Annotated in this window: 12 protein-coding genes; 5 read left to right on the top strand and 7 right to left on the bottom strand. The window is 64.1% G+C overall.

What is annotated here, in order from left to right; translation table 11 throughout:
• Nucleotides 1-261: 261 nt before the first annotated feature.
• The 3 genes from AC07Y9_RS31915 to AC07Y9_RS31905 form a co-directional block, all read right to left on the bottom strand.
• Entirely contained in the window at nt 262-429 is a 168-nt protein-coding gene (locus AC07Y9_RS31915) for a DUF2474 domain-containing protein (protein WP_023969448.1), read from the bottom strand.
• A gap of 91 nt (nt 430-520) precedes the next feature.
• The gene (cydB, locus tag AC07Y9_RS31910; RefSeq protein ID WP_053262756.1) at nt 521-1528 is read right to left on the bottom strand and encodes a cytochrome d ubiquinol oxidase subunit II; all 1008 of its coding nucleotides are present in this window, start codon (nt 1526-1528) and stop codon (nt 521-523) included.
• A gap of 3 nt (nt 1529-1531) precedes the next feature.
• On the bottom strand, nt 1532-2968 hold the full coding sequence (locus AC07Y9_RS31905) for a cytochrome ubiquinol oxidase subunit I (protein ID WP_102681518.1): 1437 nt from the start codon (nt 2966-2968) through the stop codon (nt 1532-1534).
• 501 nt (nt 2969-3469) lie between these two features.
• Between AC07Y9_RS31905 and AC07Y9_RS31900 the strand changes: the two genes are divergently transcribed.
• From AC07Y9_RS31900 to AC07Y9_RS31890, 3 genes are all read left to right on the top strand, one after another.
• A complete protein-coding gene (locus AC07Y9_RS31900; RefSeq protein WP_102681517.1) occupies nt 3470-4711 on the top strand; it encodes an MFS transporter in 1242 nt (413 codons plus the stop codon).
• Nucleotides 4712-4819: 108 nt separating this feature from the next.
• Nucleotides 4820-5098, top strand: coding sequence for a type II toxin-antitoxin system RelE/ParE family toxin (locus AC07Y9_RS31895; protein WP_009050976.1), 279 nt, complete (start codon nt 4820-4822; stop codon nt 5096-5098).
• A 15-nt stretch (nt 5099-5113) separates the two neighbouring features.
• The gene (locus AC07Y9_RS31890; protein WP_102681516.1) at nt 5114-5404 is read left to right on the top strand and encodes a HigA family addiction module antitoxin; all 291 of its coding nucleotides are present in this window, start codon (nt 5114-5116) and stop codon (nt 5402-5404) included.
• Nucleotides 5405-5407: 3 nt separating this feature from the next.
• Here AC07Y9_RS31890 and AC07Y9_RS31885 read toward each other — a convergent pair whose 3' ends face one another.
• Together AC07Y9_RS31885 and AC07Y9_RS31880 are read right to left on the bottom strand one after the other, a co-directional pair.
• Nucleotides 5408-5959, bottom strand: a complete 552-nt coding sequence (locus AC07Y9_RS31885; RefSeq protein ID WP_007930019.1) for a DJ-1 family glyoxalase III — start codon at nt 5957-5959, stop codon at nt 5408-5410.
• Between the two features lie 69 nt (nt 5960-6028).
• The gene (locus AC07Y9_RS31880; RefSeq protein WP_102681515.1) at nt 6029-6478 is read right to left on the bottom strand and encodes a DUF4879 domain-containing protein; all 450 of its coding nucleotides are present in this window, start codon (nt 6476-6478) and stop codon (nt 6029-6031) included.
• A gap of 206 nt (nt 6479-6684) precedes the next feature.
• On the opposite strand from AC07Y9_RS31880, the gene AC07Y9_RS31875 reads away from it, so the two are divergent.
• Both AC07Y9_RS31875 and trmA read left to right on the top strand, forming a co-directional pair.
• The gene (locus tag AC07Y9_RS31875) at nt 6685-7980 is read left to right on the top strand and encodes an NCS2 family permease (RefSeq protein ID WP_009045742.1); all 1296 of its coding nucleotides are present in this window, start codon (nt 6685-6687) and stop codon (nt 7978-7980) included.
• Nucleotides 7977-9056 (top strand): tRNA (uridine(54)-C5)-methyltransferase TrmA, encoded by a 1080-nt coding sequence (gene trmA, locus AC07Y9_RS31870; protein ID WP_102681514.1) that lies wholly within the window; start codon nt 7977-7979, stop codon nt 9054-9056. Before AC07Y9_RS31875 ends, trmA begins: the two co-directional genes overlap by 4 nt.
• A 170-nt stretch (nt 9057-9226) precedes the next feature.
• On the opposite strand, the gene AC07Y9_RS31865 is transcribed toward trmA, so the two are convergent.
• Together AC07Y9_RS31865 and AC07Y9_RS31860 are read right to left on the bottom strand one after the other, a co-directional pair.
• Nucleotides 9227-10570 carry a TolC family outer membrane protein gene (locus tag AC07Y9_RS31865; protein ID WP_102681513.1) on the bottom strand — a complete coding sequence of 448 codons (1344 nt, stop codon included), beginning with the start codon at nt 10568-10570 and terminating at the stop codon, nt 9227-9229.
• On the bottom strand, nt 10567-10985 hold a 419-nt coding region (locus AC07Y9_RS31860), incomplete at its 5' end, for a beta-barrel domain-containing protein (RefSeq protein ID WP_146021815.1). The genes AC07Y9_RS31865 and AC07Y9_RS31860, both read right to left, overlap by 4 nt.

Raw genomic sequence — 10985 nt, 5'->3', positions numbered from 1 at the left:
CGCCAATAGCTATGGAGCAAAAAGCGGCATAAGCACCGTAAACGGTGTCCAGGATTACTTGACCAGCTCAAGCTTGCTCGCGATACGTGCCACGCGGAATGCCTGAAGCACTGCGTTATCGTTCATCGCGAGCAATCGAGCGTCGACCGGCTGCTCCTAAGGAAGAAAAGCGTGGCAATCGCGCAGGCAAAAAAAACCCTCCAGAGGAGGGCTATAAAACCGTGCCGCAAGGCAACGGGATGGGATGAGCGGTAGTAAAAATCAGTGTGTGGTCAGGCCCGCGGCGTTCATGAACATGCGCATCAGGCTGGCGACGATAAACAGCGCCAGCACGCTGCCGACCCAGATCCCGGCGAGCCAGCCCAGGCGCTGCCAGAGCGGTTTCTTCTCGGCTTCTTCGATTTCCTGCAACGTGGGTTTACCAGCCATCATCGAATACTCCTCTCGGAATGGAGACGATGGCGTCGCTCGGGGCGCCATCGCGAGCAGATCCGCTCCCGCACGGGGAGCGGCGCATTGACTAGTGGTAGCCGTCTTCGTGGGTGACCTTGCCGCGAAACACGTAGTAGCTCCAGAAGGTGTAACCCAGGATGAACGGGATGATGAACAGCGTGCCCACCAGCATGAAGCCCTGGCTTTGCGGCGGCGCGGCGGCGTCCCAGATCGAGATCGACGGCGGCACGATGTTCGGCCACAGGCTGATGCCCAGGCCGCTGTAGCCGAGGAAGATCAGCACCAGGGTCAGCAGGAACGGCGTGTAGTGAGCATTGCGGGCCACCGCGCGCAGCAGGCCATACATGGTCACCAGCACCAGGATCGGCACCGGCAGGAACCAGAACAGGTTCGGCAGGGTGAACCAGCGCGAAGCGATTTCCGGGTGGGCCAGCGGCGTCCAGATACTGACGACACCGATCACCGCCAGCAGCACGAATGCCAACGGCCGCGCCAGGTCATGCATCTGCTCCTGCAGCTTGCCCTCGGTCTTCATGATCAGCCAGGTGCAGCCGAGCAAGGCATAGGCCACCACCAGCGCGACGCCGCAGAACAGGGTGAACGGCGTGAACCAGTCCAGCGAACCGCCGGCGTACTGGCGGTCGACCACCGGCAGGCCATCGATGAAGGCGCCCAGCGCCAGCCCCTGGAAGAAGGTCGCCGCCACCGAACCGCCGATGAACGCCTTGTCCCAGATGTGGCGCTTGGCTTCCTTGGCCTTGAAGCGGAACTCGAAGGCCACGCCGCGGAAGATCAGGCCGATGAGCATCAGGATCAGCGGCATGTACAGCGCCGAGAGCACCACCGAATAGGCCAGCGGGAAGGCGCCGAACAGCGCGGCACCGCCCAGCACCAGCCAGGTTTCGTTGCCGTCCCAGACCGGGGCGACGGTGTTCATCATCACGTCACGGTCGCGGGAGTCCTTGACGAACGGGAAGAGAATCCCGATCCCCAGGTCGAACCCGTCCATGACCACGTACATCATGATGCCGAAGATGATGATCACGGCCCAGATCAGCGGAAGATCGATACCCATGACTCAATTCCCCTTGTTCAGGCTGGTGCCGTTGTCTTCGGCATCGTCGTCGGCGGCCGACAGCGGACGGGCCGGCGTGCGTTTCTGGCCAGGACCACCGTGGCTGACTTCCGCGCCTTCGTTGGTCTTCGGCCCTTTGCGCACCAGGCGCATCATGTAGCCGATACCGACCCCGAACAGCGAGAAATACACCACGACAAACAGCGCCAGGGTGATGCTCATCTGCATCAGGCTGTGCCCGGACGAAGCGTCCGCGGTACGCATCAGCCCGTAGACCACCCACGGCTGGCGGCCGATCTCGGTGGTGAACCAGCCGGCGAGGATCGCGATCAGGCCGGACGGGCCCATCCACAGCGCCAGGTACAGGAACGCACGGTTCTGGTAGATGCGGTCACGCTTGCGCAGCCACAGGCTCCACAGGCCGGTGAGGATCATCAGCATGCCCAGGCCGACCATGATCCGGAACGACCAGAACACGATGGTCGAATTCGGCCGGTCCTCTGGCGGGAACTCCTTGAGCGCCGGCACCTGTTTGTCCAGCGAGTGGGTGAGGATGAGGCTGCCCAGATACGGGATCTCGACGGCGAACCTGGTCTTTTCAGCCTTCATGTCCGGCCAGCCGAACAGGATCAGCGGAGTCGGCTCGTTACCGACGTTTTCCCAGTGCCCTTCGATCGCGGCGATTTTCGCCGGCTGGTGCTTGAGGGTGTTGAGGCCGTGGAAGTCGCCGATCACGGCCTGGATCGGCGCGACGATCAGGGCCATCCACATGGCCATCGACAGCATGCGGCGGATTGCCGGGTTGTCACGGCCACGCAGCAGGTGCCAGGCGGCGGACGAACCGACGAAGAACGCGGTGGCGACAAAGGCGGCCGTGGCCATGTGCGCCAGGCGGTACGGGAACGACGGGTTGAACACCACCGCCAGCCAGTCCACTGGAATCACTCGGCCGTCGATGATTTCGTAGCCTTGCGGGGTCTGCATCCAGCTGTTGGACGAGAGAATCCAGAAGGTCGAAATCAGCGTACCGATGGCCACCATCACGGTGGCGAAGAAGTGCAGCTTGCGCCCGACCCGGTTCCAGCCGAACAGCATCACGCCGAGGAAACCGGCTTCGAGGAAGAATGCGGTGAGCACTTCATAGGTCAGCAGCGGCCCGGTAACGGAGCCGGCAAAATCGGAGAACCGGCTCCAGTTGGTGCCGAACTGGTAGGCCATGACCAGGCCCGAGACCACCCCCATGCCAAAGTTGACGGCGAAGATCTTCGACCAGAAGTGGTACAGGTCACGGTAGGTATCGTCGCGGGTCTTGAGCCACAAACCTTCGAGCACCGCCAGGTAGCTCGCCAGACCGATGGTGATGGCGGGGAACAGGATGTGGAACGAGATGGTGAACGCGAACTGAATTCGGGCGAGATCTAGTGCCTCCAAACCGAACATAAGCTTTCCTCTGTCAGGTAATACCGGCTGCCGGCTGGAGGCCTGCACCCACTGCCCCCACGGATCTGGAGTGTGGCGAATTCGAATTCGTTCTTTTTAAACCCATCGCAACGCAGGGAGTCTGGCCATCTGGCCACCAGACCCAACCTTGCAAAAGGTTTTGATCTGGATCAATCAACGTTGAAAGAGTAGTCGCATTTTCGCCGTTGGTTTGTGTGGTCTTTTGTCGCGTGACAGGTTGCCTCACCACGTCAAGAACGGGGTTTCCCCGAAGTTTTGCTCTCCCTGTAGCCGCTGCCGCAGGCTGCGATCGACCGGAACGGTCGTGGCGATTTCTGCTCCCTCGAAGGTCCTTCGGCCCTTATCGCAGCCTGCGGCAGCGGCTACAGGGATTGGGTTATTTCGAATGAACGAGATAGATGCGGGGCTAAGGATTCTGCAACTATTGGTTACATCTTGGTGATAACCTCGCCTTACTCCACGCCCAGACCTGCCTTTCAGATGCCCAGCCAAGACCCTCTGCTGCTTCGCCATCACCGTCCGTTCATGGCTTTCTGGCTGGCGCGGATCTTCACCGCCAGCGGCTTCCAGATGCTCACCGTGGCCATCGGCTGGAACCTCTACCAACTGACCGGCAACGTGCTCGACCTGGGCCTGGTCGGGCTGGTGGAGTTCGCGCCGCGGGTGCTGTTCATGCTGCACACCGGGCATGTGGCGGACCGCTATGACCGGCGCAAGGTGGCAGCCATCTGCCAGTCGCTGCAGGCGCTGATCGCCCTGTCCCTGGCCATCGGCAGCGCCACCCACAACGTCACTCGCGAGATGATCTTCATCCTCGCGTTCCTGCTGGGCGCCGCCCGCTCCTTCGAGATGCCGACCACCCAGGCGCTGCTGCCGAGCATCGTGCCCAGCGCGCTGTTCCCCCGCGCCGTGGCGGCCGCGCAATCCGCCCAGCAATCGGCGACCATCGTCGCGCCGGCCCTCGGCGGCCTGCTCTACGCCTTTGGCAGCGTGTGGGTCTATGGCCCGACCGTGCTGCTGTATGTGATCGCCTGCTGCCTGATGCTCAACTTGCCCGCGCGGCAGACGCCACTGAACAAGGGCAAGGCCACCCTGGACTCGCTGCTCGCCGGGGTACGCTTCATTCGCAGCCGCCCGGACATTCTCGGGGCGATCTCCCTGGACCTGTTCGCCGTATTGCTGGGCGGCGCCACCGCCCTGCTGCCAGTGTTCGCCAAGGACATCCTGCTCACCGGCGCCTGGGGCCTGGGCCTGCTGCGCTCGGCGCCGGCGGTGGGGGCGCTGCTGATGTCGCTGTGGCTGGCGCGCTTTGCCGTCGACCGCCATGTCGGCCGGGTGATGTTCACCGCCGTCGGCGTGTTCGGCGTCGCCACCATCGCCTTCGGCCTGTCGACCTCGTTCTGGTTCTCGCTCGCGGTGTTGGTGGTGCTGGGCGCGGCGGACATGATCAGCATGGTGATCCGCGCCTCCTTCGTGCAACTGGAAACCCCGGATGAAATGCGCGGCCGGGTCAGCGCCGTCAACGGCCTGTTTATCGGCGCTTCCAACCAGCTCGGCGAGTTCGAGTCCGGGCTCACCGCCCACTGGTTCGGCACCGTGCCGGCGGTGGTCCTCGGCGGAGTCGGCACCCTGCTGGTGACCGGGGTGTGGATAAAACTGTTCCCGACCCTGGCCCATCGCGATCGCATGCATGGGCCGGTGGAAGAACAAGCCAAGGCCTGATTCGAGGCAGACAGGAGCCACGCGGGACGTCGCCGTTGATCGTCCGATTCACGCGCTGCAATACATATCCGTTGGGAAGAGTGTAAGGTATCGCCTTACACTCGCCGCATGATCAAATCCTTTCAGCACAAAGGCCTCAAGGCCTTCTATGAAACGGGATCGACTCGAGGGATCCGAGCCGATCATGCGAGGCGCCTGGCGCGCATGCTGCCTTTCATGGATCACGCGACAGAGCCTGACGACCTCGACCTCCCGGGATGGCGGTTGCATCCGCTCAAGGGCGAGCGTCGCGAATACTGGTCACTGACCGTATCGGGCAATTGGCGAGTGATTTTTCGTTTTACGGGTTCGGATATCGAGCTAGTCGACTATCTGGATTACCACTGAACAGGAGGCAGGATCATGCCCATGCACAACCCGCCACATCCCGGTGAAACACTGCGTGTGGACGTATTGCCCGAGTTGGGAATCAACGTGACGGAACTGGCCAGGCATCTTGGCTACGCCCGTCCCCATCTCTCCAAGGTGCTGAACGGCCACGCGCCGATCCGGCCGGAATTGGCGGTAAGGCTGGAACGCGCCGGAATAGGTAAAGCCAAGGTCTGGCTGGCGGTACAGGCCGACTACGATATCTGGCAGACCGAACAAGCCTTGTTACCGCGCATCGAGCCCATTGCCGCTCATGTCTGCTGATCGCTAAACCAGCAACTCCCCCTCCACCACCGTCCGCCGGCCCCTGCCGCACAGTTGTTCCACCAGGGTCAGGGCAAAACTCAGGGCCGCCCCCGAGCCTTGCGCGGTGATGCAGTTGCCATCCACCACCACCGGCTGGTCGACGAAGTTGCAGCCCGACAGCTGATGGCTGGCGCTGGGCAGGCAGGTCATGCGCCGCTGGCGCAGCACCCCGTAATTCTGCAAAGCCAGGGCCGGCGCTTCGGCGATGCCGGCGAACAGGCGCCCGGCGGCGGCCTGGTCCTTGACCAATTGCATCAAAGGCTGATGAGCCGCCAGGTGCTGCGCGCCGACGGCACCACCGGGCAGCACGATCAGGTCGAAGTTCTGGGCCAGCACATCCACCAGCATGCCGTCGGCGGTCATCCGGGTGCCGCGGGCGCAGGTGAGCATGCGCCGCCCTTCGATACTGGCCACCAGCACTTCGACTTGAGCACGGCGCAGCACATCGATCAGGGTCACGCTTTGCAGGTCGTCGACACCCTCGGCGAGGGGAATCAGGGCTCTAAAGGTCATGGGCTGTGTCCGCGGTAGGGTCTTTAAAGCTTAGTCAGCTTTAAAGCCCTCCGCGTTCGGACGCTGCCGTCACTTGATGTAGATCTGCGCGCTCATGCTGTTGCCCGGCGCGTTGAGCGAGGTGTTGCTGAAGGTGAAGGTGCCTTCCTGCTTGCCGGCCAGGTCGAAGGTATAGATGTAGCCGACGGTGATCCCCGAGTTGCCGCACGGCACCAGGCTGGAACCCTCTTCGCAGACTGCCGCGCGCGTGCCGTTGACCTCGAAGCCGTCCAGCGCCACCCGGGGCTGGCGGCCATAGCCGATTTCCAGCACGTACACCTTGATGTTCGGGCCCTGGTGATCGCAGGCGGTCTTGTCGCGTCCGTCCGACACATCCTCCAGGCCGCAGGACTGCGACTCGACCTTGAGGATTTCAACCTGGCTCAAGGGTGGCGCGGAACGGGCCATGGCCGGCGCCGCGCCCAACCAGAGACTGCTGGCCACTACCGCCAGGGCCATCGTTTTTATCGTGCTGTGCATAAGTCCCCCCCAAAACATCGGCGCAGTATGCCCCAGTCGCCACTCGGGCAAAACATCGCCGAGGATCGCAGCCATAGCCCTGCGCTGCTGGTATGATGCGCGGCTTTTTCCGACCCGCACAAAATCCCCGGACGCTTTTTTATGGTCTGTGCTTTGCTGTCTGGGTCGATACATTCACGGCGCCCTGCGCGCCACGGGGAGCAGACATGCTGGAAAGGCTGTTTCAACTCAAGGCACACAACACCAATGTGCGGACCGAGATTCTTGCGGGCCTCACGACCTTCCTGGCCATGGCCTACATTCTGTTCGTCAACCCGAGCATCCTCGGCGAGACCGGCATGGACAAGGGTGCGGTGTTCGTCGCCACCTGCCTGGCCGCCGCCATCGGCTCGACCGTGATGGGCCTGATCGCCAACTACCCGATCGCCCTGGCTCCAGGCATGGGCCTGAACGCCTTCTTCACCTACACCGTGGTCCTGCACATGGGCCATACCTGGCAAGTGGCGCTGGGCGCGGTGTTCATCTCGGCGGTGCTGTTCTTCCTGCTGTCGATCTTCAAGATCCGCGAATGGATCATCAACAGCATCCCGCTGCCGCTGCGCTCGGCGATCGCCGCCGGTATCGGCCTGTTCCTGGCGCTGATCGCCCTGCACAACGCCGGCATCGTGGTCAGCAACCCGGCGACCATGGTCGGCCTCGGTGATCTGAAGCAACCAGCCCCGATCCTCGCGACCCTGGGCTTCGCCCTGATCGTCGCCCTGGAAGCCCTGAAGGTCCGCGGCGCGGTCCTGATCGGCATCCTCTCGGTGACCATCGTCTCCATCGCCCTGGGCTTCACCCCGTTCGGCGGCGTGACCTCGATGCCGCCTTCGCTGGCGCCGACCTTCCTGCAACTGGACATCAAGGGCGCGCTGGACATCGGCCTGGTCAGCGTGATCTTCGCCTTCCTGTTCGTCGACCTGTTCGACAACTCCGGCACCCTGATCGGCGTCGCCAAGCGCGCCGGCCTGATGGGCAAGGACGGCCACATGCCGAAAATGGGCCGGGCCCTGATCGCCGACAGCACCGCGGCCATGGCCGGTTCGCTGCTGGGCACCTCGACCACCACCAGCTACATCGAATCCGCCGCGGGCGTCAGCGCCGGTGGCCGTACCGGCCTGACCGCCATCGTCGTGGCGATCCTGTTCCTCCTGGCGCTGTTCTTCTCGCCGCTGGCGGCCAGCGTGCCAGCTTTCGCCACTGCCCCGGCCCTGCTGTTCGTCGCAGTGCTGATGACGTCGGGCCTGGCGGAAATAGACTGGGACGACATCACCGTCGCAGCGCCCGTGGTGGTCACCGCCCTGGCCATGCCGTTCACCTACTCCATCGCCAACGGCATCGCCTTCGGCTTCATTGCCTGGACCGCGATCAAGCTGCTGTCGGGCCGTGCCCGTGAGCTGAACGCGCCGCTGGTGATCCTGTCGGTATTGTTTGTGATCAAGTTGGGTTGGTTCAACGCATGACTTTCGATTCCCAGGCTTACGCCACCCAGCTCGCCGACAAGGTCGCGCGCCTGCGTGAACTGCTGGCGCCGTTCGATGCCCCCGAGCCACAGGTCTTCGATTCGCCGCTGCAGCACTTCCGCCTGCGCGCGGAGTTCCGCCTGTGGCGCGAAGCCGGCGAGCGTCACTACGCGATGTTTTCCCAGGAAGACAAACGCACGCCGATCCTGATCGAGGAGTTCCCGATCGCCAGCCTGCGCATCAATCAGCTGATGCCGCAACTCAAGGCCGCCTGGCAAGCCAGCAGCGCCTTGAGCCACAAGCTGTTCCAGGTCGAGTTCCTCACCACCCTGGCCGGCGACGCGATGATCACCCTGTGTTATCACCGCCCGCTGGACGAGCACTGGCACGCCGCGGCGAGCCAGCTGGCGGCCGACCTGAACGTCAGCGTCATTGGCCGTTCCAAGGGCAAGCGCGAAGTGATCGGCCACGATTACGTGGTGGAGAAACTCGAAGTCGGCGGGCGCACCTTCAGCTACCGCCAGCCCGAAGGCGCCTTCACCCAGCCCAACGGCACGGTCAACCAGAAGATGCTCAACTGGGCCTACGACGCTCTGGGCGATCGTCCGGACGACCTGCTGGAGCTGTACTGCGGCAACGGCAACTTCACCCTGCCCCTGGCCACCCGGGTGCGCAAGGTGCTGGCCACCGAGATCAGCAAGACCTCGGTCAACGCGGCCCTGAGCAACCTCAGCGAAAACGCGGTGGAGAACGTCACCCTGGTGCGCCTGTCCGCCGAAGAGCTGACCGAAGCCTTGAACGAAGTGCGTCCGTTCCGCCGCCTGCAGGGTGTGGACCTGAAGAGCTACGCGTTCGGCAGTGTGTTCGTCGACCCGCCGCGCGCCGGCATGGACCCGGACACCTGTGAGCTGACCCGGCGCTTCGACAACATCCTGTACATCTCGTGCAACCCGGAAACCCTGGCGGCCAACATCGCCCAGTTGCACGACACCCACCGCATCACCCGCTGCGCGATGTTCGACCAGTTCCCGTGGACCCACCACATGGAATCCGGGGTCTTGCTGACCCGGCGTTGAACCCGCCCCGCTGCACAGCAAACAGCCGTCCTCGTGACGGCTGTTTGCATTCCACGGTTTCCTGTAGCCGCTGCCGCAGGCTGCGATAAGGCCCGCAAGACCTTCAGCGATTGCAAGATCGCCACGGCCGTTGGCCGATCGCAGCCGGCGGCAGCGGCTACAGAGGAGTGTCAGCTGACAGGGCGGAAGTAGCCGGCCAGCTGCTGCAAGTCTTGTTCATTGAGCAGGCCGGCGTAGAACCTGAGCTGGACCCGCGCCAGCAGGTAGGCGTGCCGCGCATCGGCCAGGTCGCGCCGGGCGCTGAACAGCTGCTGCTCGGCATCCAGCACGTCGAGGTTGACCCGCTCGCCGCCGCGCACGCTTTTCAGGGTGGCCTGGACCAGGGCCTCGGCTGATTCGACCGCCATCTCATAGGCGCGGACCCGCGCCGCGCCGCTGGTGTTGAGGTTGAACTGCTTGCGCAGCTCGATCAGCACGTTGGCGGTCTGCGCATCCAGCTCGTATTGCGCCTGGGACAGCTGGCTGGCCGCCTGGCGGGTCGACGCCGACACCGAGCCGCCGGCGAACAGCGGCAGGCTGACCTGGATACCGACGCTGTTGGTGTCGTACTTCTGGTTGTAGGTGCTTTCCGAATCCGAACGGGTCTGGCGGCTGCTGGCGTAGAGGCTGACCTTTGGCAGATGCCCGGCGCGCTTGCGCTCCACCTCATATTCCGCGGCCTGCAACGCGTGCTGCTGGGAGGCCAGTTCCGGGTTGTTGGCGACGGCCAGGTCGCGCCAGCTCTCGAAGCGGTTGGGCTGCATGGGCTGGATATCGAACCGGCGGGCCAGCGGGTCGAGTTCGTCGACCCGCAACGGCTGGCCGACTATCGCTTCCAGCTCGCGCAGGGCGCTGTCCTGCAGGTCACGGGCCTCGATCTCTTCGGCCAGGGCCAGGCTCAAGCGCGCCTGGGTTTCCAGCACGTCGGTGCGGGTGCCTTCTCCGCCCTTGAGCAAACGCTGGTTGAGTTGCAGGCGCTCGGCATAGGCGCGCCGCTGGGCCTGGCTCAGTTCGATACGCTCCTGGGCCAGCAGGGCCTGGCTATAGGCGCCCAACAGCCGCACCGCCAGTTCCTGGCTCTTGCTGCGAAAACGCTCGTCGGCGAACAGCGCCTGGGCCGCGCCCTGGCGAAAGCGCGCATAGGCTTCGTAATCCAGCAGCGGCTGCTGCAGGGTCAGGTTGGAGGCATAGCTGCGGTAGTCGCGATCGGTGGAAGAGTCCCCCAGGGGCGTGGCCTGGGTCACCTCGGATTGGTTGCGCGAGTTGTTGTAATTCCACGACAGGGTCGGCAACAGGGCGGCGCGGCCCAGCGCGCGGTTCTCTTCGCCGGCATCGCGCTCCTGGATCGCCGCCTGGAAGGTCGGATCGTTGCGCACCGCCAGCGCGTAAGCGTCCAGCAGCCCCAGGGCGTGGGCCGCGGGGGCGCACAGGCCATACAGGCTGGCCAGCAGCCAAGGGATAAGACGCCGGTTCATTCTTCCACCAGTGCCATGTGCGTGCGGTCCAGCAACGGCTTGAACAGGTAATTGAGCATCGAGCGCTCGCCGGTGCGCACAAAGGCTTCCACCGGCATGCCTGGGCGGATCTGCAAGCCGCGCAGTTGCTGCATGCCGTCGGCGCTGACCTCGGCACGCAAGGTGTAGTACGGCTCGTCGGTGCGCTCGTCCACCTGCCTGTCGGCCGACACCAGGGTCACCTGCCCGGCGACCCGCGGCGTGGTGCTCTGGCTGAAGGCCGAGAACATCAGTTCCACCGGCAACCCGGGGTGCACCTTGTCGATCATCTGCACCGGCACCCGCGCCTCCACCAGCAGCGGCTCGCCCTGGGGCACGATCTCCATCAGCGCCTGCCCCGGCTTGACCACCCCGCCCTCGGTAAACACCTCCAGCC

The organism is Pseudomonas sp. GW456-L12 (genome assembly GCF_059424045.1).
Note: the sequence above shows the minus strand (reverse complement) of the source record. Positions and strands in the feature narration are given on the sequence as shown.